Genomic DNA, 26,921 nt, shown 5'->3' on the forward strand with positions numbered 1-26,921 from the left:
GTCCGTCTGGCAAAACTGACAAACAAGCTGGCAAAAGCAAACAAACGTTCCCGGGCGGCAGACTGCTAGGGTAAGCGTAACAAAGCCGACATTCGCAGCGGCAACAACAACACAACAATAAGATGAGGTCACAATGGCAAACGGCTTGAAATTTTCTCCTCGTAAAACCGCGCTGGCGCTGGCCGTGGCGGTGGTTTGCGCCTGGCAATCACCGGTCTTCGCTCACGGTAGCGAAGCCCACATGGTACCGCTGGATAAAACGCTGCAGGAATTCGGCGCCGATGTGCAGTGGGATGACTACGCGCAAATGTTCACCCTGATAAAAGACGGCGCTTACGTCAAAGTAAAGCCCGGCGCCAAAACGGCGATCGTCAACGGTAAATCCCTTGACCTACCGGTGCCTGTGGTAATGAAGGAAGGTAAAGCCTGGGTTTCCGATACCTTTATCAACGATGTGTTCCAGTCCGGTCTCGATCAGACCTTCCAGGTGGAAAAGCGCCCGCACCCGTTAAACTCGCTCTCGGCGGCGGAAATCAGTGAAGCAGTGACCATTGTCAAAGCCGCGCCGGAGTTTCAGCCGAATACCCGCTTTACTGAGATTTCCTTACACGAGCCGGACAAGGCGGCGGTATGGGCCTTTGCCCTGCAGGGAACGCCGGTCGATGCTCCCCGCACTGCCGATGTGGTGATGCTCGATGGCAAACACGTCATTGAAGCCGTGGTCGATCTGCAAAACAAAAAAATCCTCTCCTGGACGCCGATCAAAGGCGCCCACGGGATGGTGCTGCTCGATGATTTTGTCAGCGTGCAGAACATCATCAATGCCAGCAGCGAATTCGCTGAGGTGCTGAAAAAGCACGGTATTATCGATCCTGGCAAAGTGGTCACCACCCCGCTCACCGTTGGCTTTTTTGATGGCAAAGATGGCCTGCAGCAGGATGCGCGTCTGCTGAAGGTGGTCAGTTATCTGGATACCGGCGACGGCAACTACTGGGCGCACCCGATTGAAAACCTGGTGGCGGTGGTCGACCTTGAAGCGAAGAAAATCATCAAAATCGAAGAAGGTCCGGTGATCCCGGTCCCAATGGAGCCCCGTCCGTATGATGGTCGCGACCGCAACGCCCCGGCGGTGAAACCGCTGGAGATAACCGAACCGGAAGGCAAAAACTACACCATTACCGGCGATACCATTCACTGGCAGAACTGGGATTTCCACCTGCGTCTTAACTCGCGCGTCGGACCAATTCTGTCAACGGTGACCTACAACGATAACGGCACAAAACGCCAGGTGATGTATGAAGGTTCCCTGGGCGGGATGATCGTCCCCTACGGCGACCCGGACGTCGGCTGGTATTTCAAAGCCTATCTGGACTCCGGCGATTACGGCATGGGCACCCTGACCTCGCCGATTGTACGCGGCAAGGACGCGCCATCGAATGCGGTACTGCTGGACGAAACTATCGCCGATTACACCGGCAAACCAACCACTATTCCAGGCGCGGTGGCCATATTCGAACGCTATGCCGGGCCTGAGTATAAGCACCTGGAGATGGGCAAACCCAACGTCAGCACCGAACGCCGGGAACTGGTGGTGCGCTGGATCAGCACCGTCGGCAACTACGACTATATCTTTGACTGGGTGTTCCACGACAACGGCACCATCGGTATCGATGCCGGCGCCACCGGGATTGAAGCGGTGAAAGGCGTGCTGGCGAAGACCATGCATGATCCCAGCGCCAAAGAGGATACCCGCTACGGAACGCTGATCGACCATAATATTGTCGGCACCACCCACCAGCACATCTATAACTTCCGCCTCGACCTCGATGTGGACGGCGAGAACAACACCCTGGTGGCGATGGACCCGGAAGTGAAGCCCAACACCGCCGGCGGCCCGCGCACCAGTACTATGCAGGTGAATCAGTACACGATTGACAGCGAGCAAAAAGCGGCGCAGAAATTCGACCCGGGCACTATCCGCCTGCTGAGCAACACCAGCAAAGAGAACCGCATGGGCAACCCGGTCTCATACCAGATTATCCCTTACGCCGGCGGCACGCACCCGGCGGCGACCGGTGCCAAATTCGCCCCGGACGAGTGGATATATCATCGCCTGAGCTTTATGGATAAACAGCTGTGGGTGACGCGCTACCACCCGACAGAGCGATATCCGGAAGGGAAATACCCGAACCGTTCCGCCCACGATACCGGCCTGGGCCAGTACGCGAAGGATGATGAGTCGCTGACTAACCACGATGACGTCGTGTGGATCACCACCGGCACCACCCACGTGGCGCGCGCCGAAGAGTGGCCGATCATGCCGACCGAGTGGGCGCACGCGCTGCTCAAGCCGTGGAACTTCTTTGACGAAACCCCTACTCTGGGCGAAAAGAAAAAGTAATCTTAACCAGCGGTGAAATCCAGCAGGATCTTACCGCCTCTTCCCGGCTGGCCGGCGGCGGCAATCGCCTCCCGCCAGTCGTTCAACGCTATACGCTGGGCCGGCGGCTGGGAGGTCGTCGGCAGGCGCTGCCAGATTTCGTCGAACGCTGCCCGCCACGCCGCTACGCTGAGTGTCGGCAGCGCCTCCCGCAGATGAAACTTGCGCACCGTCGCGCTACCGCGCGTCTGGGTCAGCGGCCGCCCGGATAACAGCCCATAGGAGATCAGGGTCGACGCCCCGGGCAGCACCGACAGCAGCGTGTTCGCCAGTTCGCCGCCCACCGCGTCAAACACCAGATCGCTGTGCTGGCTGACCTTCTCCATCAGCGCCCGGTCGGTATCGAGGATCGGATAGATCCCGGCCTGTTCCAGGCGCGCCCGGTGCTGCGGCGAGCGAATAATCCCGCTCACCGAGCGGGCGCCCATCGCCAGCGCCCACTGTCCCAGCAGACTGGCGCAGGAGGACGATGCCGCGGTCAGCACAAGGTGTTTTCCGGCAACCGGCCAGCGCTTGAGCATCAGCATCGCGGTCAGCGGATTGATATACCCGCGGGCGGCCAGCAGATCGTCAACCGCCGGCGGCACCGGCACCAGCCAGGTCTCATCCAGATCGATAAACCGCTGCCAGGTGCCGCCCCCGCGCAGGGGCAGCACCCGCTGGCCCGCGGCCAGCAGGCTGCCGTATGGCGCGGCGACCACCTCGCCAAGGCCTTCATAGCCGGCGACGGCCGGCAGTCGGGTGCGATGGCGATAGGCGCCGGTCACGGGGATCAGATCCGAAGGATTCACCGGGGCAAAGCGCATCCTGACCCGCACCCGTCCGCCCGCCAGCGGCGCCAGCGGCAGGCGTTTCAGCGTTAGCACCGCGGACGGCGGCCCGTAGCGGTCATAAACAATGGCGTCGTTGAACATCGACTGGCTCCAGACAACGAAAGTCGGGATCATAGCAGATCCCGCTTCCAGTGGCTCGCACCCGCGCCAGCCCGGGTCAGCCCGGGCCGTCGCTGGCCGCCGCCAGCAGCGGCACGATGATATCGCTGAGCGGCGTCGGAATGCCGTGCTGACGCCCGCGACGCTGCACCACGCCGTTACGAATATCCCACTCCAGCGGTCGGCCATTGAGGCGATCGATCAGAATAGAGGTGCTTAAGTCGGCAGGCGCCCGATGAAAGCCGGCGATAATCTCCTCCGACACGCTGTCGCTCAGGGCGGCCCCTTCCGCCCGCGCCACCTGCAGGCATTCGCGCAGATAAGCCAGTCCGAGGGCAGTGATGTCCTCCCGGGCGAACATCCCGGCGCGTCGTCCGGTCAGCACCATCAGTCCGGCAACCGCGTTCTGCAACAGTTTGCGCCAGGCAACGGTGGTAAAATCAGCCGCCAGGTCCACCGCGCAGCGGGTTCCCGCCAGCGCCTGCTGCACTCGCTCTGCCCCCGGCAGATCCGGCAGCGTCAGGCGCGGCGTGGCGCGCAACCAGACAGAGGCATCGGCATCGCGCTGCGCCGGGAACCAGACCACCGACGGCAGCACCGTCGCGCCGCCGGTCAAGGGGGCAAACTGCTGGCGCTGCTCAACGCCGTTTTGCAGCACGCACACCACGGTGTCAGGGGAACAAAGGGCCGTCAGCCAGGGGGCGATGGCCTCCGTCTGGGTGGTTTTCACCGCGACAAAGACCAGGTCGAAGGGGGCGGCTATCGCCATCGGGTCGGTGTGCACCGGGCCGGGCACCACGATCTCACCTTCGTCAGTGCGCAGCACCAGCGCCGAATGGGCGGTACGCCCGCAGACCATCGGCGCCCTCCCCCTCTCAAACAGGGCGGCGGCAATCGTGGTGCCGATGGCGCCGGGACCAATTAGCGCAACCTTAGGAAATGCTGTCATGCCGAAGACCTCCTGATGATTCACCGCCAGATTAGGCAAAGATTGCCCTCCACAGTAGCGAGAAAGACCGGAAGTCGGCAAGGGGCGCGTCGGGAAAGCCTTTCGCCTTCCCCGACGGAGGGCTAGTAGCGCACGCAGACGGATTTGGTTTCGCACCAGCCGTCGAGCCAGTCAGGGCCGAAATCGCGGCCGGTACCAGACTGCTTCATGCCGCCGAAAGGCAGGTTGGCGTCAATCAGGGTATGGCTGTTGACCCATACCGTTCCCGCCTGCAGACGGTCGGTGTAGTTCAGGGCCTGGGTCAGATCGCGGGTCCAGACGCTGGCGGTCAGACCAAAATCGCTGTCGTTGGCCAGGCGCAGCGCCTCCTCGCCATCGGCCACTCGCACCAGGTTCACCACCGGGCCAAAAACCTCCTCACGGCTGAGACGCAGTCCGGCGTCGGGGTTTACCACCAGCGTTGGCGGAATATAGTACCCTCCCGCGTCTGGTCCGGCGCTGCCGCTGATAAGCTCTGCCTTCTGCTGGCGAGCCTCTTCGAGGTAGGCCGCCACCTTGTCGCAGTGGGCCCGGGAGACCACCGGGTTGATCTGCGCCGTCTCCTGCATCCCCGGCCCCACCTGCAGCGATTTCACCGCCTGCTCGAAGCCGCTGACCAGGGTGTCAAACAGCGGCGCTTCGATGTAGATCCGTGAGCTGGCGGCGCAGACCTGCCCCTGATTGAGGAAGCTTCCGGTCATCAGCCCCTCAATAACCCACTGGGGGTCGGCGTCTTTGAGCACAATCGCCGGATTCTTGCCACCCAGCTCCAGCGTCACGCGGGTCAGGCGGTCGGCAGCCACGCGGGCAATCTGTTTCCCGGTCGCCGTCGAGCCGGTAAAGCTAACCTTCGCCACCTGCGGATGGGCGGTCAGCGCCGCGCCGCAGCCGGCGCCGCTGCCGGTGACCACGTTGAACACCCCGTCAGGAATGCCCGCCTGGGTCGCCAGCTCCGCCACCCGCAGCAGGGTCAGCGGGGTGGTTTCCGAGGGTTTGATGACGATCGAACAGCCCGCCGCCAGGGCCGGCATGACCTTCCACATGCCGATCATCAGCGGGAAATTCCACGGAACGATGCCCGCCACCACCCCGACCGGCTCTTTTTTGGTCCACGCCTGGTAACGCGCCCCTTGCGGGAACGGGATCGAAACGTCCAGCGTCCGGCCGCTGATCTTGGTGGTCAGCCCCGCGGTGTAGCGCATCCAGTTCAGGGTGCAGCCGACCTCAAAGGCGCGGGAGATGGCAATGGATTTCCCCTGCTCGAGGGTTTCCAGTTGCGCCAGCTCTTCGCCGTGCTGCTCCACCAGATCGGCAAAACGCAGCAGGATGCGTTCACGGTCAGCCGGGGTGCGCCCGGCCCAGCGGCGATCGACAAAAGCGCGCCAGGCGGACATCACCGCCCGGTCGACATCCGCCGGGCTGGCGTCGGCGGTGGTGGCAATCGCCTGCCCGGTGGCCGGATCCCAGACGGTTAACCGGTTTTCGCTCTGCGCGGCGCAGGGGGCGCCGTCGATATACAGGCCATGCTGACGGTCTAAAAACTGCTGGACGCTGGCAAGCAGCGCTATCTGTGAGGTGGACATACCCTTTCCTTATTCTTCGCGGATAGTGCTTTCAGTCTATGTCTGGTTGGCGGTTGGCGCTTTTTTCTCTGTGACATTCGTTTGCGCCGCTGTGACAGTCGCCGCAATTCCGTCGTCTGCCCTCGCAGAAATGTGCCGCGGGTAATAGTTCTTTCATATACCCGCCATCGCGCCCTTGCCTGAGGCGACACAAATGCAACAATGCGGAAACATTGTTATTACAGGAGAAGGGCGAATGATGACCACGGCAGAGGGGGGGCTGGCGTATCAGCGCTGGCTGGCGACGATCAATCAGGTCTGCGGCCATTTCGCCGCCCGGCCGTTGGAGGAGAGTTTCCACGGCGAGATTGACGCCCGCTACGCCGGCAGCCTCAAGGTCAGTACCGTCACCGCCGCCGGCGTCAATCTCTACCGCACGCGCAATGAGATAAAACGCGATAACGACGCCTGGTTCTATACCGTGTTTCAGCTCGCCGGCGAAGCCATCATCGAACAGGACGATCGCCAGGTGACGCTGGCGGCAGGCGATATCACGTTAATCGACGCCGCCCGCCCATGCTCCATCGTCTGGCAGCAGACTTCGCGTCAGGCCTCGCTGCTGCTGCCGCGCCAGCGGGTGGCGCCCACAGGGAACATCACTACCGCCTGCCGGCTGGACAAATCTCTGCCAATGGTCCAGCTCAGCCAGCGACTGCTGCTGGAAAGCATGGGCGGCACGACGCTCTCCGCCAGCGAGAGCGAAGCCGCGCTGGAGGCGATCGCCTGCCTGTTGCGCCCGGTGCTGCATCAGCGCGATCCTGCCCCTTCCCGGCGGGAAAAGCAGTTTCAGAAGATTATTGCGTTAATCGATGCGTCCATTCAGTCGGAGCATCTGCGTCCGGAGTGGCTGGCCAGCGAGACGGGCATGTCGGTACGCAGCCTGTACCGGCTGTTTGCCGATCAGGGGCTGGTGGTGGCGCAGTATATTAAGAACCGGCGGTTGGATCTGTGTGCCCAGGCGTTACAGAATGTTCATGACGATGAAAAGCTGGCGGGGATCGGCTACCGCTGGGGCTTCAGCGACCACAGCCATTTCTCCACCGCCTTTAAGCAGCGCTTTGGCGTCACCCCGGGGGAATACCGCAAGCGCTGTCGCTAATTATTTGCGCAGCCACTGGCCGTTCAATCCCTGGACGTACTCCCCGGGCTGCGCGCGGGCCACCAGCTTCTGCCCGGCCATTTTCGCCACTTCATCCACCGGCAGATTGTTGTCATCCGCCAGCTGCTGGTAGCTTTCGCTGCGCGCGGCGTTAATCTGCTTTACCAGCGCCAGCGTCTCTTTATCCTGACGCAGCGGCGCGAGATAGCCGTTCAGCGTCTCCCCCACTCGTCCCTGCTGGCGCGCTTCGCTCAGGGTCAACGCCAGCGCGGGCGCGCTGAGTAAAGCCAGCGTCAGCGCCGCGGTTAACAGTCGTTTTCTCATCGTCGCCTCAGAACAAATCGCTGCGGGATTTGAGCAGGTTTTCCACATCCTTATCGACCTTGATATGGATCTCATGCTCAATTTTGACATTCATATTGATGGTGATGGGCTCTTTCGACGCCGCGATTTCGATGCGCGGCGTACAGCCGGCGAGCAGCATCGACGCCACCATGGCCAGTAACAGCTTCTTCATTTAGGTTCCTTACATGTCTTACCGTCCGTACAGCGCCGTACGGGCAGCGTAGCATTCTGCTCGAGCCACGCCTGTAAATTGTCGCCGAAGCGCAAACTGCGCCACAGGTCGAAAATATTCTCTTCATGAGCGTAGTTTAAATGCACGGTACTACTTTTCCCTTCCACCCGGCTGGTGCCGTTGATGCTGGCCTTAAGCGTCAACACGCCCAGATTATCGAGGTTAATCTGCGTCCACGAGCGGGAGATTTCCATATAGCGCAGCCAGTTAATCGCCGCCCCGGCGGAGACGTTATCCGCCACCAGCGCATCGGCGGTGTCTTTATCCAGCCGCAGGGTCATCGGTCCGTCATTGCGCAGCCAGCCGTCGTGGATGATCCATTGATTATTCTCCAGCCACAGCGGCAGCGCGCCGCTCACCGCGCCGGACATGGCGAACTGTTTCACCTTGACGGCGCTGGTCAGTTCGCTGCTGGAGATATGCTGCAGGCGGATCAACGCCGGGTCGCGCTGCGGCATACGCAGCTGCAGCAACGTCAGTTTCCCGCCTAACAGATCGACGCTGACGTCGCTGAGCTGCAGCGGATTGGCCTCGCTCCACGGCCAGGTGCCCTGCAGGTCCGCCGTCAGATTACGCGCGGTGACCTGGTTGACGATTTCGCCAATGCGCAGGGAGACCGGGCGGCGGATGCCCAGCTGCCAGTGACCGTCGCTGAAGCGGAACGGCAGGACGAAATCGACGCCGTTGATCTGGTTATCCGGCATCCAGGCGCTGCCGCCCTTCAGGACGCCATGGCCGCCCGCCTCAAATCCCTGCCCGGCTGCCGCCGAGAAGGCCACCTGCGCGTAGAGACTGCCTTCGCGCAGGTTCATCTTCCAGTCCGGCGGCACCAGCGGCTGGAACACCGTTAGCGACTGTTTTGGCCACCACGCCTGGCCGCGCAGCCGTTCGCCATCCCAGCGCCCGGACAGACGCACCGGACCGATAGCCTCGGCATGCAGGGCGCCGGTGAACTGGAACCACGTCGGGTCCCGACCGTCGAGAGCGAATTTCAGCGTTGAGGCCGGGAGATAGCTGCCGCCGGAGAAGGTGGTTTTGGCGGCGTCCAGCGACAGCGCGCCGGTCAACCGCGGATGCTCAGCATCGCGCAGCCAGCGGATCGGCTGCTCGAGGGTCAGACGCGGGGTGCTGACCCGCATTGTGCCGTACTCAAGCTTATCGAAGCCGGTGGAAAGGCTGCTCAGGGTAATAGCATTGTCGCGCCACTCCCCGCTGCCCTTCACATCCCAGCGCGCCTGCATCGGGGTAAAATGTCCCTCGCCCCAGTAGCGCCACTGCCAGCGGCCGCTGTCGGGCAGAAAATCGCTCGCCTGACCGTCCAGATGCAGCGTAAAGTCGCCCATCTGCTGCTCATGGGCGCGAAGGATCGCCTGCAGGCGGCCATCGACGCCCTGCTGAGTGACCTTAACCCCGGCCAGCGGCCAGCGGATTTCGTCAATATTCAGCGCGTCGATCACCCGCCCGCGCGAGCGCAGCAACGCACCGGGGTGAAAAGCCAGCTGCGGGCTGATCAGCGGCCCGCTGAGCTGAGCCGGCAGCGCCGCGTATAGTATCATCTCCCCCAGCTTGGCCTCACCGGTGAGCCGCAGCGGCAGATCGCTGTTATCCATGCTCAGCTTGCCCGGACCAATATTCAGTACCGCATTGCCCTTCCCGGCATGCCCCTCGGTGAGAACATTCAGGCGACCGCTGACGATCATCTGTTCGGTGCCCTGCTGCCAGTTACCCACCGACAGCGCCACCCGCCCGCGCAGCGGATACGCCTCGTAACGGGTGCGCCAACGGCCGTCGCTGATAGTGATCCGCTCCGGGGTGATCTCCCACGGCAGGTCCAGAATAGGCTCTACCTCACCCCGCGGGGTGACCAGCAGCTGGCCGCGATTGTGCTGCCACTCGAGCTCAGCATCGATCCATTCCGCAGTCTGCGGGAATTCGAAGGTGCCCTGCATCTGGCCGTCGACCGGCAGACCATCCGGCACCAGCGGCAGATGCAAGGTCCCCACCAACTTCACCGGCGGCTGATCGTCAGTCAGCCGGGCGCTGAACTGGCTGACGGTGAGCGCCTGGCCGCGCAGGCGCGCCTGCAGACTCAGTTCCTTCCCGGCAAAGCCGATATCCTGCTGCGCAGGCGTTAATGACATTACCAGCCGCCCCTGCCATTTCTCCCACGGCGACAGCCGCAGATTGTCAATGGTTAACCAGCTATAGGGCAACATCGATTGCCATTCGGCAAGCGTGCGCGGTGAACCGGGAGAGGGATCGCTGGCCGGCAGTTTGCTCAGGCAGGCGCTGTTGATCTCCAGCTGGCCAATATGCAGCCGCCAGCGGCTGGGACGCGAGAGACGGGCATCGGTCACCCGGGCGATTTCACAGTCGCCCACCAGATAACGCAGATCGGGGATCAGCAGGGCCGACCGCGTCAGGCGCGGGCTCTCCTGCAAAGAGATACGCGTGCCCACGGGCAGCCAGATGCCCGCCAGCGTCGGCACCCAGTGGGTTAGCGTCAACAGCAGGGTTAGCGGCAATAACACCAGAACTAACACCAGCGCGATGGCGGCTTTATATTTACCCTTCATGGGCAGTTAATATCCTGATTCAACATAAGTAAAAGCCGAAAGGCGTCCATTGTGACACGTTCGACCAGTGAGTGAAAGTTTACGGCCTGTTAAAGCATAGTTGCCAGCCGGACTCGCGGCGCGACGTTCGGCCATTATCATTTAACTGTTGTTTAAGTCGCCCCTGCCACACTCCAGCCAGACGGGAATAGCTTGCGGGAGAGGCGGTGTCGTTAATTATCTCGCTCATAGAGAGCGCACAGGACCACTATCCATGGGTATTGCTGATTGTTTTTCTGCTTACCTTCACTAAATCCTGCGCATTGGTCTCGCTGGCAATCCCCGGCACCTCCGGCCTGCTGCTGCTGGGAACATTCGCTTCCGCCAGCCTCGGACATTTCCTGTTAATGTGGTCCAGCGCCAGCCTCGGCGCCATCGGCGGATTCTGGCTATCGTGGCGGCTGGGCATTCGCTACCGTCATCGCCTCACCCATCTACGCTGGCTGACCGCCGAGCGTCTGGCCCGCAGCCGCCTCTTCTTTCAGCGCTATGGCCCGTGGGCTATCTTTTTCAGCCGCTTTCTCTCTCCCCTGAGGGCTACGCTGCCCTTCGTTAGCGGCGCCAGCAGTCTGCCGCTGTGGTCGTTTCAGCTGGCTAACGTCAGCTCCGGTCTGCTGTGGCCGCTTCTGCTGCTCGCCCCCGGCGCTTTCAGCCTCAGTTTGTGGTGAAAAAACTTTGTCTTTCAAAGAGATTCCGCAAGTCCGCGATATGCTCTAGAATTAGGATTAGCACCCTCTCATTAAACTATTTTTTAATAATTGTACGATTATTTTAAATATGCTACCGTGACGGTATAATCACTGGAGAAAAGTCTTATGAAAATCGCGGTTTATAGTACGAAGCAGTACGATAAAAAGTACCTGCAGCACGTTAATGATGCATACGGCTTTGAACTGGAATTCTTCGATTTCCTGCTGACAGCGAAGACTGCCAAAACCGCCAACGGTTGCGAAGCGGTATGTATCTTCGTCAATGACGACGGCAGCCGCCCGGTGCTGGAAGAGCTGAAGGCCCACGGGGTGAAATATATCGCCCTGCGCTGCGCCGGGTTTAACAACGTCGACCTTGAGGCGGCAAAGGAGCTTGGCCTGCGCGTCGTGCGCGTTCCAGCTTACTCTCCGGAAGCGGTCGCTGAGCATGCGATCGGTATGATGATGTCGCTCAACCGCCGCATCCACCGCGCTTACCAGCGTACCCGTGATGCCAATTTCTCCCTCGAAGGCCTCACCGGCTTCACCATGTACGGCAAAACCGCCGGGGTGATCGGCACCGGGAAAATTGGCGTAGCGATGTTGCGGATCCTTAAAGGCTTCGGCATGCGCCTGCTGGCGTTCGACCCGTACCCAAGCGCCGCCGCGCTGGAGCTGGGGGTAGAATATGTTGACCTCGCCACGCTGTACAAGGAATCGGACGTGATCTCCCTGCACTGTCCGCTGACCGACGAAAACTACCACCTGCTCAATCGCGAAGCCTTCGATCAGATGAAAGACGGGGTGATGGTGATCAACACCAGCCGCGGCGCCCTGATCGACTCCCAGGCGGCCATCGACGCCCTGAAGCACCAGAAAATTGGCGCGCTTGGGCTGGACGTTTATGAGAACGAACGCGATCTGTTCTTTGAAGACAAATCCAACGACGTGATCCAGGACGATGTCTTCCGCCGCCTCTCCGCCTGCCATAACGTGCTGTTTACCGGCCACCAGGCGTTCCTCACCGCCGAGGCGCTGATCAGCATTTCGGAGACCACTCTGGGTAACCTGCAGCAGGTCGCCAACGGCGAAACCTGTCCGAACGCCATCGTCTAATGCCTTTCCCTTTTGTGCTCCTCTCCCGGGGGGAGCACATTCAGATAATCCCCACAGATCCCCGCTGCGATACCGTTACACTGGCTTGGTTTTATTAGTTATGTGAATGTTTTGGAGTGAAAATGAACAAATTTGCGGCGCTTCTGGCGGCAGGTATGCTGCTGTCCGGCTGTGTCTATAACAGTAAAGTGTCCACCGGTGCGGAACAGCTGCAGCATCATCGTTTCGTGCTGACCAGCGTCAACGGCCAGGCGGTCAACGCCAGCGACCGGCCGCTGGAGCTGAGCTTCGGTGAGAAGATGGCTATTACGGGCAAGATGTATGTATCCGGCAATATGTGCAACGGCTTTAGCGGGGAAGGTAAAGTGTCGGACGGCGAGCTGAAGGTCAAATCGCTGGCGATGACCCGGATGCTGTGCCACGACGCCCAGCTCAATACCCTGGATGCGACGATCGACAAGATGCTGCGCGAGGGTGCGCAGGTCGATCTGACGGAAAACCAGTTGACGCTGGCGACCGCCGACCAGACGCTGGTCTATAAGCTCGCCGACCTGATGCACTAGCCGGCGTTGAGGTGCCGCTGACGCTGCCCCGCGACGGGGCCGCTGTTAGTAGCCGCAGCTGCCGCCCGCCAGCGCCTGCTCGCTGCAGCGTTTGCCGTTCGGCAGCGCGCACATGCCAATCGCCGAACCATCGAGCTGACGAGCCACCGATAACGAGCCGCCTATCATGGCGCAGTTGGCCTGACCGGCGTCGCTCATCGCCGCCCGCATTCCCGGCGTGACGTGCGCCGCCGTGGCCTGCTGAACGGGTTCACTACTGCACGCGGACAGCAACAGCGCCGCACATCCTACTAACATCGCAGCTCGCATTCTCTCTCCCCTCGGAAACGTCTTAAAAAAGCAAACCCCAGAATAATAGGCAGCGTGGCGGGCGGCGTCGAGAGGGGAAGTACGTATTTATGCGCCTCATTAACATTTTCTAGCAAATTTTCGCCTAAAGCTTGATCTGCCTCGGCCATGTCGCCCGGCGCAGGTGGTTCCTCTCCCGGCAGGCAGCCATTTTCTCCGCGAACCACGCAAAATATTGATCTGGTCACGGGTACCCGGCGCATTGAGGACACAAATGCAAAAATGGCGGGGTCAGCGGTTTGCTAAACTACCCCTTATATAATTACAGGGCGCGTCGCGGTTTCACGCGTCCATTCTTTTGCGCAATGTAAGGGTGTCTTCATATGATTACGATTGATGGTAATGGCGCGGTCGCTTCCGTCGCGTTTCGCACCAGTGAAGTTATCGCCATCTACCCGATCACGCCCAGTTCAACGATGGCGGAACAGGCTGACGCCTGGGCCGGCAATGGGCTGAAAAACGTCTGGGGCGATGTTCCCCGCGTGGTCGAAATGCAGTCGGAGGCGGGCGCCATTGGCGCCGTACATGGCGCGCTGCAGACCGGCGCCCTCTCCACCTCCTTTACCTCATCGCAGGGCCTGCTGCTGATGATCCCCACCCTGTACAAACTGGCCGGCCAGCTGATGCCGTTTGTGCTGCACGTCGCCGCCCGCACTGTCGCTACCCATGCGTTGTCGATCTTCGGCGACCATTCCGATGTCATGGCCGTCCGCCAGACCGGGTGCGCCATGCTGTGCGCCAGCAGCGTTCAGGAAGCGCAGGATTTCGCGCTCATCTCGCATATCGCCACCCTGCAAAGCCGGGTGCCGTTTATTCATTTCTTTGATGGTTTCCGTACTTCGCACGAAATCAACAAAATCGCCCCGCTGGCGGATGACACTATTCGCGCCCTGCTGCCGCAGGATAAGATCGCTGAGCATCGCCAGCGCGCGCTCAACCCGGAACACCCGGTGATCCGCGGAACCTCGGCCAACCCCGACACTTATTTCCAGTCCCGGGAGGCCACCAATCCGTGGTACGACGCGGTGTATGACCATGTCGAGAAAGCGATGGACGATTTCGCTGCCGCCACCGGCCGTCAGTACAAACCGTTTGAGTTTTACGGCCACCCGCAGGCAGAGCGCGTGATCGTCATTATGGGCTCGGCCATCGGCACCTGCGAAGAGGTGGTCGATGAGTTGCTGAGTCGCGGCGAGAAAGTCGGCGTGCTAAAAGTCCGCCTCTATCGCCCGTTCTCCGCCGCCCACCTGCTGGCGGCGCTGCCGGAGAGCGCCCGCGCGGTTGCCGTACTGGATCGCACCAAAGAACCCGGCGCGCTTGCCGAACCGCTTTACCTCGACGTGATGACCGCCCTGGCGGAAGCCTTTAACCGCGGCGAGCGCGAGACGCTACCGCGCACTATCGGCGGCCGCTACGGTCTCTCCTCCAAGGAGTTTGGTCCGGAATGCGTGCTGGCGATATTCAGTGAACTGCAGGCCGCCCAGCCGAAGCCGCGCTTTACCGTCGGGATCTATGATGACGTGACCAACCTGTCGCTGCCGTTGGGCGAAAATACCCTGCCGGCAGAGGCCAAGCTCGAGGCCCTGTTCTACGGCCTCGGCAGCGACGGCAGCGTGTCAGCCACCAAAAACAACATCAAAATCATCGGCAACTCGACCCCATGGTTCTCCCAGGGCTATTTTGTCTATGACTCGAAGAAAGCGGGCGGCCTCACCGTCTCGCATCTGCGGGTCAGCGAAAAACCGATTCGTTCATCGTATCTGATTTCGCAGGCTGATTTCGTCGGCTGCCACCAGCTGCAGTTTATCGATAAATACCAGATGGCCGAGCGGCTGAAGCCCGGCGGCATTTTCCTGCTCAACACGCCGTACAGCGCCGATGAGGTCTGGTCCCGCCTGCCCCAGGAAGTCCAGGCCACCCTGAATCAGAAAAAAGCGCGTTTTTACGTGGTCAACGCGGCAAAGATCGCCCGCGAATGCAGCCTCGGGGCGCGCATTAATACCGTGATGCAGATGGCCTTTTTCCATTTAACCCAGATCCTGCCGGGTGATAGCGCGCTGGCGGAACTGCAGGCAGCCATCGCCAAAAGCTACAGCAGCAAAGGTCAGGAGCTGGTGGAGCGCAACTGGCAGGCGCTGGCCCTGGCCCGTGAATCACTGGCGGAAGTACCGCTCCAGCCGGTGAACGCCAGCAGTCCGAACCGCCCGCCGGTGGTCTCCGACGCCGCGCCGGATTTCGTCAAAACGGTCACCGCCGCGATGCTGGCCGGCCTCGGCGATGCGCTGCCGGTCTCTGCCCTGCCGCCGGACGGCACCTGGCCCATGGGCACCACCCGCTGGGAGAAACGCAACATCGCCGAAGAGATCCCCATCTGGAAGGAAGCGCTGTGTACTCAATGCAACCACTGCGTCGCCGCCTGCCCGCACTCGGCGATCCGCGCCAAAGTGGTCGCCCCGGAAGAGATGGAGAACGCCCCTGCCAGCCTGCATTCGCTGGATGTGAAATCCCGCGATATGCGCGGGCAGAAATACGTTCTGCAGGTCGCCCCGGAAGACTGCACCGGCTGCAACCTGTGCGTCGAAGTGTGTCCGGCGAAAGACCGCCAGAACCCGGAGATCAAGGCCATCAATATGATGTCCCGCCTGGAGCATGTGGAAGAGGAGAAGGTCAATTACGAGTACTTCCTCAACCTGCCGGAAATCGACCGCAGCAAACTTGAGCGCATTGATATTCGCACCTCGCAGCTGATCAGCCCGCTGTTTGAATACTCCGGCGCCTGCTCGGGCTGTGGCGAAACGCCGTATATCAAACTGCTGACCCAGCTGTACGGCGACCGAATGCTGATTGCCAACGCCACCGGCTGCTCCTCCATTTACGGCGGCAACCTGCCCTCGACACCGTACACTACCGACGCCAACGGCCGCGGCCCGGCGTGGGCCAACTCGCTGTTTGAGGATAACGCCGAATTCGGGCTCGGCTTCCGCTTGACCGTCGACCAGCATCGCCAGCGCGTGATGCGCCTGCTGAGCGAATTCGCCGACAAGCTGCCGGCAGAGCTGAACGCGGCGCTGCACGCCGAGGCGACGCCGGAAGTTCGCCGCGAACAGGTGGCGGCCCTGCGTCAGGCGCTGGCCGGCGTGGCGGGAGCTGAAGAGCTGCTGACCGATGCCGACGCACTGGTGGAGAAATCCGTCTGGCTGATCGGCGGCGACGGCTGGGCTTACGATATCGGCTTCGGCGGCCTGGACCATGTACTGAGCCTGACGGAAAACGTCAATATTCTGGTGCTGGACACTCAGTGTTACTCCAACACCGGCGGGCAGGCGTCAAAAGCCACCCCGCTGGGAGCAGTGACTAAGTTTGGCGAGCACGGCAAACGCAAGGCGCGTAAAGATCTGGGCGTCAGCATGATGATGTACGGGCATGTTTATGTGGCGCAAATTTCGCTGGGCGCGCAGCTGAACCAGACGGTAAAAGCGATTCAGGAAGCGGAAGCCTATCCGGGGCCATCGCTGATCATCGCCTATAGCCCTTGCGAAGAGCATGGCTACGATCTGGCGCTCAGCCACGACCAGATGCGTCAGCTGACCGCCACCGGCTTCTGGCCGCTCTACCGCTTCGACCCGCGTCGGGCAGATGAAGGCAAGATCCCGCTGGCGCTAGATTCCCGTCCGCCATCAGACGCGCTGGCCGAGACGCTGCTTAACGAGCAACGTTTCCGCCGCCTGAACGCCCAGCAGCCTGAAGTGGCGGAGCAGCTATGGAAAGACGCCGCCGCCGATCTGCAGAAGCGCTATGACTTCCTCGCCCAGCTGGCTGGCAAAGCGGAGAAATCGCCAAGCGAAGGTTAACCGCCCCGTCACCTTTGTCCATAAAAAAAGCCCGAACACAACGTTCGGGCTTGTCGTTTTACCGATAAACAACATCATTCCGCAGAATGAGACGGCAACAATAAATTATTGGCATGACAATAAAGGCATATAACGCGCAAATAATACGTGATTAGCCCGGGCATGTATAATTTTTATTTTGTATATTATCTATAAATGCATTCAGCATAATTATCACCATTTCATTGGTATTATTTATTTTAGATTTTACTTATATCGTAACAATTGAGTCTTACCGGATCTCAGACCGCTCCTTTAGCATGAGTTCACTTCCCACCCGGAAGTTAAAACATAAAAACAGTTAAAGGAATTTCTTCATGAAAAGAAAAGTACTGGCCCTCGTTATTCCGGCTTTATTAGCCGCCGGTGCCGCGCATGCGGCGGAAATTTATAATAAAGACGGGAATAAATTAGATCTCTATGGCAAGGTAGATGGTCTGCATTATTTCTCCAGCGACTCGAAAAAAGACGGCGATCAAACTTATTTACGTTTTGGCTTTAAAGGCGAAACCCAGATCAACGATATGCTTACCGGCTATGGCCAGTGGGAATATAACGTTCAGGCCAACAACACCGAGACCTCCAGCGATCAGGCGTGGACCCGTCTGGCATTCGCCGGTATCAAAGTGGGCGATTATGGCTCCTTCGACTACGGTCGTAACTACGGCGTGCTGTACGACGTTGAAGGCTGGACCGATATGCTGCCGGAGTTCGGCGGCGACTCCTACACCTATGCGGATAACTTTATGGCAGGCCGCGCCAACGGCGTCGCAACCTACCGTAACAGCGATTTCTTCGGTCTGGTGGAGGGTCTGAACTTCGCCCTGCAGTATCAGGGCAAAAACGAAGGCCAGAACGCGCAGGATATCAACGTCGGCACCAATAACCGCAGCAGCGACAGCGATGTTCGCTTCGACAATGGCGATGGTTTCGGCCTCTCCACTTCCTACGACTTCGGCATGGGCATCAGCGCGGCGGCAGCTTACACCTCGTCTGACCGTACTAACGATCAGATGACCCAGACCAACGCGCGCGGCGATAAAGCGGAAGCCTGGACCGCCGGCCTGAAGTACGACGCCAACGATATCTACCTGGCGACCATGTACTCTGAAACCCGCAATATGACCCCGTACGGCAATGACGGCGTGGCCAATAAAACGCAAAACTTCGAAGTCACCGCGCAGTATCAGTTCGACTTCGGCCTGCGTCCGGCCATCTCCTACCTGCAGTCCAAAGGCAAAGATCTGTACAATAACGGCCGCTATGCCGATAAAGATCTGGTCAAATATATGGACGTTGGCGCGACCTATTACTTCAACCGTAATATGTCCACCTATGTTGATTACAAAATCAACCTGCTGGATGGTAACGACAAATTCTACGAAGACAACGGTATCTCTACCGATAACATCGTCGCCCTGGGCCTGGTTTACCAGTTCTGATGCGCCTGCCCGCCGGTTCCGGCGGGCTTTCCCCCACCCGCCTCGCTGCAGATAAAACAAAACGCTATATCTCGCGGACTAAAATAGCCGTCCGTTTAATGATATAGTCATGGCCAGTCAGTGCTTGCCCGAGGACGTCCATCATGCACCACCATCCGGTTAAATCTTCCCGAATTATCTCCGTCGCCTACGATGACGCCTCCGCCACACTGGAAATCTATTTCTATCACCAGCCGCCATTACAATATACCGGGGTCCCACCGCGTATTTTTCATGATTTTTTACAGGTGGTGTCAAAAGGCCGGTATTATGATGGGGTGATCAAAGGAAAATTTCCCGAACGCAAGCTACGTTAATGTCAAAGTGTGACTGCGGTCATGATACAAAACGTGCCCTAATACCGTACAATATGAAGGGATACTTAAACAGGAGGTTTTATGAGCAGAATGATTCTTGTCCCTATCGATATCTCTGATAAAGAATTTACTGAACGCATTATCAGTCACGTTGAATCGGAAGCGCGGATTGACGACGCCGAGGTGCATTTCCTCACCGTGATCCCTTCTCTGCCCTATTATGCCTCACTGGGAATGGCCTATACCGCTGAGCTTCCCGGCATGGATGAGCTGCGTGAGGGTTCTGAAACGCAATTGAAAGAGATCGCGAAGCAGTTCTCCATCCCGGAAGACCGGATGCATTTTCACGTCGCGGAAGGATCGCCAAAAGATAAAATCCTTGCGCTGGCCAAGTCGCTGCCAGCCGACCTGGTGATCATCGCTTCGCACCGACCGGATATCACAACTTATCTGCTGGGCTCCAACGCCGCCGCGGTGGTTCGTCACGCCGAGTGCTCGGTACTGGTGGTCCGCTAACGCCGCAGCCCGCCGCCCGGCGGGCTTTTTATTTCCGCATCAGCCGCCCCCGCCTGGCTGCTCGCTGCCGAAAGTGCCGGAAAGATGCTGACATTCCGCCCCTGAATCCGTACCATACACGCCACGGTTGCCTGTCAAACCTCAATAATTGCTACGCGCCAGCGCCACGTTGTTCAGCGGCTGGCAGAATGCGTGCTCTTCTGATGCCACACTATGAATTGAGCCACTATTACATGCTGCAAAACCAAGAAATCAGTAAAAAAGAAAAGTACAACATCGATAAGCTGCAGAAACGTCTGCGCCGCAACGTCGGTGAGGCGATTGCCGACTTCAATATGATTGAAGAGGGCGACCGCATTATGGTTTGTCTTTCAGGCGGCAAGGACAGCTATACCATGCTGGAGATCCTGCGCAATCTGCAGAAAAGCGCGCCCATCTCCTTCTCGCTGGTGGCGGTGAACCTCGATCAGAAGCAGCCAGGGTTCCCGGAGCATATTCTGCCGGAGTATCTGGAGCAGCTGGGGGTTGAATACAAGATTGTCGAAGAGAACACCTACGGCATCGTCAAAGAGAAGATCCCGGAAGGAAAAACCACCTGCTCGCTGTGCTCTCGCCTGCGTCGCGGCATCCTCTATCGTACCGCCACCGAGCTCGGGGCGACCAAGATCGCCCTCGGCCATCATCGCGACGATATCCTGCAGACGCTGTTTTTGAATATGTTCTACGGCGGCAAAATGAAAGGGATGCCGCCGAAGCTGATGAGCGACGACGGCAAACACATCGTCATCCGCCCGCTGGCCTACTGCCGGGAAAAGGACATCGAGCGCTTCTCCCAGGCCAAAGGCTTCCCGATTATTCCGTGCAACCTGTGCGGTTCGCAGCCAAACCTGCAGCGCCAGGTGATCGCCGATATGCTCCGCGACTGGGACAAGCGTTATCCTGGGCGCATTGAAACCATGTTCAGCGCGATGCAGAACGTGGTGCCTTCGCACCTGAGCGACGTCAATCTGTTTGATTTTAAAGGTATCACCCACGGCTCAGAGGTGGTGGATGGTGGCGATCTGGCGTTTGACCGGGAAGATATTCCCCTGCAGCCCGCCGGCTGGCAGCCGGAAGAAGAAGACGCCCGTCTCGATGAGCTGCGTCTGAACGTAGTGGAAGTGAAATAACCCTCACGCGTCTCAGGCAGCCGCCTGAGACGCACTCTCCTGCCCTTACTTCAGCAGTCGTACGCGGCAGGATTTACCTTTGATCTTGCCATTTTGTAACTGCTTATACGCCTTCTGCGCCATATTCTGGCGGATCGCCACATAGACGTGGGCCGGGTGGACGGTAATTTTGCCGATATCGGCACCATCAAAGCCCATATCCCCGGTCAGGGCTCCCAGCACATCTCCCGGGCGCATTTTCGCCTTTTTCCCGCCGTCGATACACAGCGTCGCCATCTCCGCCGTCAGCGGCGCGATGGTGTTGCCCGTCGGCGCCGGCAGCCAGTTCAGGGAAAGCTGCAGCATGTCGGCCAGAATAGTGGCGCGCTGCGCCTCTTCCGGCGCACAGAAGCTGATGGCCAGCCCTTGTTCACCGGCGCGGGCGGTACGGCCGATGCGGTGAACATGCACCTCCGGATCCCAGGCCAGCTCGAAATTCACCACCAGCGCCAGGGATTTGATGTCCAGACCGCGGGCAGCGACGTCGGTCGCCACCAGAACCCGGACGCTGCCGTTAGCGAAGCGCACCAGCGTCTGATCGCGATCGCGCTGCTCAAGGTCACCATGCAGCGACAAGGCGCTCTGCCCGGCGGCGTTGAGCGCATCGCAGACCGCCTGGCAATCGCGTTTGGTATTGCAGAACACCACGCAGGATGCCGGCTGATGCTGGCTGAGCAGGCGCTGCAGCAGGGCAATCTTACCGTGGCGGGAAACTTCAAAGAACTGCTGCTCAATCGCCGGGAGCGCATCGACAGTGTCGATCTCAATGGTCTGCGGATTGCGCTGCACCCGGCCGCTGATCGCCGCGATTGCCGCCGGCCAGGTAGCAGAAAACAGCAGCGTCTGCCGGTCAGCCGGTGCGAAGCGGATCACCTCATCAATGGCATCGCTAAAGCCCATATCGAGCATGCGGTCCGCTTCGTCCATCACCAGGGTCTGCAGCGCGTCAAGGGAGACCGTTCCCTTCTGCAGATGATCGAGCAGACGGCCCGGGGTGGCGACGATAATATGCGGGGCATGCTGCAGGGAATCTCGCTGGGCGCCAAAGGGCTGCCCGCCGCAGAGCATCAGAATCTTGATGTTCGGCAGGCAGCGCGCCAGGCGGCGCAGCTCGCCGGCGACCTGATCGGCCAGCTCGCGGGTCGGGCACAACACCAGCGACTGGGTCTCGAAGCGCGCCGGATCGATATGCTGCAGCAGACCCAGCCCAAATGCGGCCGTTTTTCCGCTGCCGGTTTTTGCCTGCACGCGCACATCTTTCCCCGCGAGGATCGCCGGCAGGGCGGCGGCCTGAACCGGGGTCATCGACAGATAACCCAGCTCGTTAAGGTTGGCTAATTGGGCGGCAGGTAAAACAGTCAGGGTAGAAAAAGCGGTCACAATGTATTCTCGTATTAAAAGGCAGACAATCTGCAGGCGCGTATCCTCGCAGATCTCCGCGCCTGATGCGACAATTTAATCGGCTCTTCGTCAGGCGGCGGATCGGGCTGGGGCTGCGGACGCGGTCGTGGATCGGGTAAAGGAGCCGGATCGTTCGGCTCGGGCGAGATAGGGATAGACTGGGCTGTCAGCTCTGAAGCGTAATACATAGAGGCCTCCCGGAGAGTGATACGGGCGTACCCGCAGGCGTCAACGGCCAGAAACCGTCGGGTGTCTTAGTAAGGGTAGAAGCTGGTCCGGAGAGCGCAAAAAAAAGCCGACTCAACAAAGCCGGCGTCGTACGAATCAATTGTGCTATGCAGTAATTCAAAAAAGGAAGTAAGACAATATGGAGCGCAACGCCCATCGCTTGACGTTGCATTCACCTGCGAGAGAGATATTGCCCTGAATGGGTAGATGGTTTATTGATTTCGCTCAAACATTGCCGGGTTTTCCCGGCACTACAGCCGCTAAAAGGCGATTCTTTACAGCCATTTACTGCGATGTAACCACCACGCAACACCACCGATGACAACGACTAACATCAAGCAGAAAAGGCTAAACCCCAGATGCCAGCTGTTGCCAGGGATCCCGCCGAGGTTGACGCCGAACAGGCCGGTTAAAAAGGTGCTGGGTAGAAACACCATCGCCATCAATGACATGGTATAGGTCCGCCGCGCCAGCGACTCCTGCATAATCTGGGCGATCTCGTCGCTCATGATCGCCGTCCGCGCGATACAGCTGTCGATCTCATCCAGACCGCGCCCCAGCCGCTCGGCGATATCCTGCATTCGCCGCCGCTGATCGTCACTCATCCACGGCAGCCGCTCGCTGGCCAGCCGGGCATAAACATCGCGCTGCGGCGCCATATAGCGGCGCATCACAATCAGCTGCTTACGCAGCAGCGCGAGAAATCCGCGCGGCGGCACCTGCTGATCGAGCAGGTCGTCTTCCAGGTCGATAATGCGATCGTGCAGTTGTTCGATAAACTCGCTGGCATGATCGGTCAACGCATCGCAGACCTCCACCAGCCAGCTGCCGCCGTCCGTCGGGCCATTACCTTCCTTCAGGTCGCCCAGCACATCGTCCAGCGCCAGCACTTTGCGCTGACGAGTGGAGACGATCAGCCGCTCATCCATATACAGGCGCATCGCCACCAGCTGGTCGGGCCGCTCATCGGTACTGCCGTTGATACAGCGCAGGGTGATCAGCGCCCCGTCACCGATCCGCGTCACCCGCGGCCGGGTGCTCTCTCCCGCCAGGGCATCGCGTACGTTATTGGGCAGCAACGGGGTGGCCGCCAGCCAGTCGGCGCTGTCGCTATGGGTATAGTTGAGATGCAGCCAGCAAGGCTTGTCTTTGTCGATAATATCGTCATCGGCGAGCGGCTTAACGCCCCCCTGCCCGTCGAGCACCCACGCGAAGATCGCGTCCGGTATCTGCAACTCCGAGCCTTTAATCGCGTCCACTCAACCTCCGTTAATCCATATCTGCTAAATTACGCGCCTTCTCTATAAGGTACGCGAAAGCGCGCATTCTTGCTTTTAATGACCCGGAAATACAGGCCTAGTCGCTTCATTGAAAAGCGCTTTCGCCCCCGGTCGCGGCGCTCCCCTCATTTAACGTTAAAACTTAGTGAAATCAAGTTCTTCACGATTCAACACATACAGAGCGACGTTTTGCCGTTTATTTTGCAACTTCTTGCTGTATTATGCTGTTTATTGCGTTAATTTGCGGAGTCAATGGCCATGCATAAGCTCGCCAGGCAAAAACATATTCTCGACAGGCTTAGCGAAACCGGTCAGCTGAGCATCAGCGAACTGGTTGCAGAGCTGCAGGTGTCGGCCGATACCATTCGCCGCGATCTGAGCGACCTGGAACAACAGGGCGTGCTGCAGAAAAGCCACGGCGGGGCCATCGCCCTTAACGTCCCGGCCATGACGCGCCAGGGCAGAAACGCTCTTCTCACCCAGACCAAGCAGCGCCTGGGTCAGCAGGTCGCCGCGCGCATTCCCTCTGGCTCGACGCTGTTTCTCGACGCCGGAAGCACGCTGCTGGCGGTGGCAGCCCAGCTGAAAGGGCCGTTGACCGTGATCACGGCTTCTCTGGATATCGCTCAGCTGTTCAGCGACCGTGCCGATATCCAGCTGATCCTGCTTGGCGGTCAGTGGGATAGTAAACAACGACTGTTCGCCGGCAGCGCCACCCTGTCGCTGGTCACCCGCTACCGGGCCGATATCGCCATTCTCGGCGCCTGCGCGCTCCATGCCGGGCTGGGGCTGAGCGCCAGCCAGGAAGCTGATGCCGACGTTAAACGCGCCATGCTGGCCGCCAGCGCCGAGCACTGGCTGGTGGCGGACCGTACCAAACTCAACCGCTGCGAACCGTGGCGGGTGGCCGGACTCAGCGACATTCACCATCTTTTTCTTGATCGTCCCTGGGCTGAGCTGGGGGATGACCCCGCCCTCTCTGTACATATTGCTGACGCTTAACAACGTGGAGAACCTGATGAGTAACAATACGATAAATATCGCCCTGATTGGCTACGGATTCGTCGGTAAGACCTTCCACGCGCCGCTTATCCGTTCGGTGCCGGGGCTGAACCTGGCGTTCGTCGCTTCCCGCGATGAAGAGAAGGTCAAACGCGATCTGCCGGACGTCACGGTGATCGCCTCCCCGGAAGCAGCGGTCCAGCATCCGGACGTTGACCTGGTGGTCATCGCCTCCCCTAACGCCACGCACGCCCCGCTGGCCCGCCTGGCGCTGAACGCCGGCAAACATGTGGTGGTGGATAAGCCCTTTACCCTCGATATGCAGGAGGCCCGGGAGCTGATCGCCCTGGCGGAGGAGAAACAGCGTCTGCTCTCCGTCTTCCATAACCGCCGCTGGGACAGCGACTATCTCGGGATCCGTCAGATGATTGAGCAAGGCACCCTCGGCGCGGTGAAACACTTCGAGTCGCATTTCGACCGCTTCCGCCCGGAAGTCCGCGTGCGCTGGCGCGAGCAGAACGTCCCGGGCAGCGGCTTGTGGTTCGACCTGGGGCCGCACCTTATCGACCAGGCGCTGCAGCTATTTGGTTTGCCGCAGTCGGTGCAAGGTAACATAGCCACCCTGCGCGACGGCGCGGAGATCAACGACTGGGCGCATGTGGTATTAAACTACCCGGCGCATAAAGTGATCCTGCACTGCAGCATGCTGGTCGCGGGCGGCTCGTCGCGCTTCACCGTGCACGGCGATAAAGGTAGCGTTATCAAAGCGCGGGCCGACCAACAGGAGAGCCAGCTGCTGGCGGGCGTGGTACCGGGCAGCGCCGGCTGGGGCCAGGATGACGACCCGCTGGTTATCTATGATGCCTCGCTGCAGGCCCACGCGCAGGCTACCCCGCAGGGCGATCAGCGCCAGTACTATATGCTGATCCGCGATGCGCTGAAGGGCCAGATCGCCAATCCGGTGCCGCCGGTGGAAGCGCTGGCGGTGATGGCCGTTCTGGAAGCGGCGGTGCGCTCTGCTGAAAGTGGTATGGTGCAGACCCTGGACCTGTCCGACGACGAGCGCAACACGCTGCGCTAATCCGCCCTGTTCTCCGGTTACCTGCGCGGCCCGCAGGTAACCGCTTCTTTTGCGCCACCTTAGAAAAAATCACTATCTATCCGCAGATTAACATTGCTTTATCCTGCTCCATGGCGCAAAGCACCGCTGGAAATTTCAGCCAATTGGGAGGAGGATAGAATGCAGATCGATCGTAATGAGAAAGAGGTTGCTGACGCTGTGGACGCGGCAACCGTACTACCGGACAGGAGAAGCGCATGTATTACACGTTAGGAGATACCACTCTCCATTTTTATCGCTATCAGTGCAAATTTTACGTCGCCCACTGGGAAGGGGGTAACGTGATGAGCGAAAAATTTAAATCGTTTATCGAACAGATCACTGAGAAGACCGGGCTGGATGCGAAACGCGTCGAGACCGCCGCGCGCGATTATTTTACTAACGTGGATTAACAGGCAGTGCTGTTCGTAAGAGACAAGCTGGTGCGGTAGCCGCGCAGGCTAACCCACCTTTCACCGCCAGGACGCCTCGCGCCGCCTGGCGGCTTCTCTATTCTGCCAGCGTTAAACGGTAGTCAGTTTTGCCAGAATGGCGGCGAAGGCGTCATTAACCTTATCGCCGGCGAGCAGTTTTTTACGCAACGTGAAGCTTCTGCCGCTGGAACGGATCAGCAGCCGGACTTTCGCATCATTATTGCTGCGTTCAACTACGGCAACATCCCGCAAGGGAATAACGTAGGTATCGGCATAGAGCCCCGGCGTAAATATCATCGACTCGCCGCTCACGCCAATCACCACCCGATTTTGCAGACGATAGCCATTGCACAGCGCAACAATACCGGCGGCAATAAATACTCCGCCTATCCCCATGCCAATCATTAAAATAATGATCCCGGCGATGAGCGCCAGCGCCCCTTGGGGATAAAAGCCTGAGGCATTAAAGGTTAATAGCTGCTGGTTATCAGCCTCGCCCACTGCCGTGGTTGATCGCCAGGGCGTAAATCCGGCGTTAATCCGCGTTTGCAAGCTGAACAGACTACCCACCAGAAAGATCACGCTGGCGGGCACCATCACGATGCCGCCAACAAACGCCAGGACGATGGCCAGATAAGGGTAGCGGCCTGACAGCATTATGCTGATCGCCTGAACCACCACGGCGATAAACAGGGCCAGCACCAGCCAGGACCACATGCTGTCCACCCCACGATGGAAATTCAGTTGTCCTTCATCGAGTAATAAATTACGCGCGACAAAACAGATAATAATATTAACGAACAGGCCAATCCAGGCCAGCTTGTGAACATGCTTCATTTCATACTCCATTATGTATTTTGCTATTCCATTATCAGACATTATTAAATAAAATCGAATGCCGCCCGGATAGTAACAAAGCCGTTGGCAAGATCAATCAAAAAGCGTGTCACCCCCTCTCCTTTAGTTATTTTCAGATTGATATAAGCAATTAGCATACATCGTGATTATATAATCCATTATATATATTCTCAGAATTTCTTTACGCCGCATTAATATCGCCCTGCCATTCTGGAGGG

General features: G+C 59.3%; 24 protein-coding genes. 13 read left to right on the top strand and 11 right to left on the bottom strand.

Translation table 11 applies throughout. The features are described 5' to 3' along the window. The first annotated feature begins 133 nt into the window (after nt 1-133). Nucleotides 134-2,401: a primary-amine oxidase gene (tynA, locus tag ACR809_RS14010; RefSeq protein WP_122051359.1), complete on the top strand. Its 2,268-nt coding sequence runs from the start codon at nt 134-136 to the stop codon at nt 2,399-2,401. Between the two features lie 2 nt (nt 2,402-2,403). On the opposite strand, the gene ACR809_RS14015 is transcribed toward tynA, so the two are convergent. The 3 genes from ACR809_RS14015 to ACR809_RS14025 form a co-directional block, all read right to left on the bottom strand. Further along, nucleotides 2,404-3,387: a zinc-dependent alcohol dehydrogenase family protein gene (locus tag ACR809_RS14015; RefSeq protein WP_073557828.1), complete on the bottom strand. Its 984-nt coding sequence runs from the start codon at nt 3,385-3,387 to the stop codon at nt 2,404-2,406. Nucleotides 3,388-3,430: 43 nt separating this feature from the next. After that, nucleotides 3,431-4,321 (bottom strand): oxidoreductase, encoded by an 891-nt coding sequence (locus tag ACR809_RS14020; RefSeq protein ID WP_122051654.1) that lies wholly within the window; start codon nt 4,319-4,321, stop codon nt 3,431-3,433. A 122-nt stretch (nt 4,322-4,443) separates the two neighbouring features. Beyond that, the gene (locus tag ACR809_RS14025) at nt 4,444-5,943 is read right to left on the bottom strand and encodes an aldehyde dehydrogenase family protein (protein WP_004140136.1); all 1,500 of its coding nucleotides are present in this window, start codon (nt 5,941-5,943) and stop codon (nt 4,444-4,446) included. Between the two features lie 235 nt (nt 5,944-6,178). Here ACR809_RS14025 and feaR point away from each other — a divergent pair, with 235 nt between their 5' ends. Then, entirely contained in the window at nt 6,179-7,081 is a 903-nt protein-coding gene (feaR, locus tag ACR809_RS14030; protein WP_038431747.1) for a transcriptional regulator FeaR, read from the top strand. Here the strand turns inward: feaR and ACR809_RS14035 are convergent, their stop codons facing one another. From ACR809_RS14035 to ACR809_RS14045, 3 genes are read right to left on the bottom strand one after another with little or no spacing between them, the layout of a single operon-like run. Then, nucleotides 7,082-7,405, bottom strand: a complete 324-nt coding sequence (locus ACR809_RS14035; RefSeq protein ID WP_002902522.1) for a YdbL family protein — start codon at nt 7,403-7,405, stop codon at nt 7,082-7,084. It abuts the gene before it with no gap. A 7-nt stretch (nt 7,406-7,412) separates the two neighbouring features. After that, complete coding sequence (locus ACR809_RS14040) at nt 7,413-7,598, bottom strand: YnbE family lipoprotein (protein ID WP_004140145.1); 186 nt, start codon at nt 7,596-7,598, stop codon at nt 7,413-7,415. Then, nucleotides 7,595-10,234, bottom strand: coding sequence for a YdbH family protein (locus ACR809_RS14045; RefSeq protein WP_122051360.1), 2,640 nt, complete (start codon nt 10,232-10,234; stop codon nt 7,595-7,597). The genes ACR809_RS14040 and ACR809_RS14045 overlap by 4 nt, the downstream gene beginning before the upstream one ends. Before the next feature lie 206 nt (nt 10,235-10,440). Between ACR809_RS14045 and ACR809_RS14050 the strand changes: the two genes are divergently transcribed. The 3 genes from ACR809_RS14050 to hslJ all read left to right on the top strand — a co-directional run bounded on the left by ACR809_RS14050 (nt 10,441) and on the right by hslJ (nt 12,641). Continuing rightward, complete coding sequence (locus ACR809_RS14050; RefSeq protein ID WP_002902516.1) at nt 10,441-10,941, top strand: DedA family protein; 501 nt, start codon at nt 10,441-10,443, stop codon at nt 10,939-10,941. A gap of 147 nt (nt 10,942-11,088) precedes the next feature. After that, complete coding sequence (locus ACR809_RS14055) at nt 11,089-12,078, top strand: 2-hydroxyacid dehydrogenase (RefSeq protein WP_002902515.1); 990 nt, start codon at nt 11,089-11,091, stop codon at nt 12,076-12,078. A gap of 122 nt (nt 12,079-12,200) precedes the next feature. Then, a complete protein-coding gene (gene hslJ, locus ACR809_RS14060; RefSeq protein WP_002902513.1) occupies nt 12,201-12,641 on the top strand; it encodes a heat shock protein HslJ in 441 nt (146 codons plus the stop codon). A gap of 45 nt (nt 12,642-12,686) precedes the next feature. On the opposite strand, the gene ACR809_RS14065 is transcribed toward hslJ, so the two are convergent. Next, complete coding sequence (locus ACR809_RS14065; RefSeq protein ID WP_004140155.1) at nt 12,687-12,950, bottom strand: putative hemolysin; 264 nt, start codon at nt 12,948-12,950, stop codon at nt 12,687-12,689. Nucleotides 12,951-13,312: 362 nt separating this feature from the next. On the opposite strand from ACR809_RS14065, the gene nifJ reads away from it, so the two are divergent. From nifJ to ttcA, 5 genes are all read left to right on the top strand, one after another. Next, nucleotides 13,313-16,840 carry a pyruvate:ferredoxin (flavodoxin) oxidoreductase gene (gene nifJ / locus ACR809_RS14070; protein ID WP_020324683.1) on the top strand — a complete coding sequence of 1,176 codons (3,528 nt, stop codon included), beginning with the start codon at nt 13,313-13,315 and terminating at the stop codon, nt 16,838-16,840. Between the two features lie 356 nt (nt 16,841-17,196). Further along, a complete protein-coding gene (ompK37, locus tag ACR809_RS14075) occupies nt 17,197-18,321 on the top strand; it encodes a porin OmpK37 (RefSeq protein ID WP_004176397.1) in 1,125 nt (374 codons plus the stop codon). 143 nt (nt 18,322-18,464) lie between these two features. Further along, the gene (locus tag ACR809_RS14080; RefSeq protein WP_002902432.1) at nt 18,465-18,677 is read left to right on the top strand and encodes a KTSC domain-containing protein; all 213 of its coding nucleotides are present in this window, start codon (nt 18,465-18,467) and stop codon (nt 18,675-18,677) included. Between the two features lie 81 nt (nt 18,678-18,758). Beyond that, entirely contained in the window at nt 18,759-19,193 is a 435-nt protein-coding gene (uspF, locus tag ACR809_RS14085) for a universal stress protein UspF (protein ID WP_004140161.1), read from the top strand. A 233-nt stretch (nt 19,194-19,426) separates the two neighbouring features. After that, a complete protein-coding gene (ttcA, locus tag ACR809_RS14090) occupies nt 19,427-20,362 on the top strand; it encodes a tRNA 2-thiocytidine(32) synthetase TtcA (RefSeq protein WP_032414841.1) in 936 nt (311 codons plus the stop codon). A 45-nt stretch (nt 20,363-20,407) separates the two neighbouring features. Here the strand turns inward: ttcA and dbpA are convergent, their stop codons facing one another. The 3 genes from dbpA to zntB all read right to left on the bottom strand — a co-directional run bounded on the left by dbpA (nt 20,408) and on the right by zntB (nt 23,289). After that, nucleotides 20,408-21,781, bottom strand: a complete 1,374-nt coding sequence (gene dbpA, locus ACR809_RS14095) for an ATP-dependent RNA helicase DbpA (RefSeq protein ID WP_004151591.1) — start codon at nt 21,779-21,781, stop codon at nt 20,408-20,410. Nucleotides 21,782-21,795: 14 nt separating this feature from the next. Then, complete coding sequence (gene ynaL, locus ACR809_RS14100) at nt 21,796-21,990, bottom strand: proline-rich small protein YnaL (RefSeq protein WP_049245346.1); 195 nt, start codon at nt 21,988-21,990, stop codon at nt 21,796-21,798. A gap of 315 nt (nt 21,991-22,305) precedes the next feature. Further along, the gene (zntB, locus tag ACR809_RS14105) at nt 22,306-23,289 is read right to left on the bottom strand and encodes a zinc transporter ZntB (protein ID WP_004148192.1); all 984 of its coding nucleotides are present in this window, start codon (nt 23,287-23,289) and stop codon (nt 22,306-22,308) included. A gap of 279 nt (nt 23,290-23,568) precedes the next feature. On the opposite strand from zntB, the gene ACR809_RS14110 reads away from it, so the two are divergent. The 3 genes from ACR809_RS14110 (at nt 23,569) to ACR809_RS14120 (ending at nt 25,824) form a co-directional block, all read left to right on the top strand. Then, nucleotides 23,569-24,312 carry a DeoR/GlpR family DNA-binding transcription regulator gene (locus tag ACR809_RS14110; protein ID WP_038433330.1) on the top strand — a complete coding sequence of 248 codons (744 nt, stop codon included), beginning with the start codon at nt 23,569-23,571 and terminating at the stop codon, nt 24,310-24,312. Next, on the top strand, nt 24,275-25,393 hold the full coding sequence (locus tag ACR809_RS14115) for an oxidoreductase (RefSeq protein WP_004176403.1): 1,119 nt from the start codon (nt 24,275-24,277) through the stop codon (nt 25,391-25,393). The genes ACR809_RS14110 and ACR809_RS14115 overlap by 38 nt, the downstream gene beginning before the upstream one ends. Nucleotides 25,394-25,629: 236 nt before the next feature. Next, on the top strand, nt 25,630-25,824 hold the full coding sequence (locus tag ACR809_RS14120; RefSeq protein WP_004176404.1) for a hypothetical protein: 195 nt from the start codon (nt 25,630-25,632) through the stop codon (nt 25,822-25,824). Nucleotides 25,825-25,935: 111 nt separating this feature from the next. On the opposite strand, the gene ACR809_RS14125 is transcribed toward ACR809_RS14120, so the two are convergent. Continuing rightward, on the bottom strand, nt 25,936-26,682 hold the full coding sequence (locus ACR809_RS14125; RefSeq protein WP_014907697.1) for a hypothetical protein: 747 nt from the start codon (nt 26,680-26,682) through the stop codon (nt 25,936-25,938). Nucleotides 26,683-26,921 lie beyond the last annotated feature (239 nt).

The organism is Klebsiella sp. CD33, assembly GCF_051992865.1.
Classification (GTDB): Bacteria; Pseudomonadota; Gammaproteobacteria; order Enterobacterales; family Enterobacteriaceae; genus Klebsiella; species Klebsiella pneumoniae.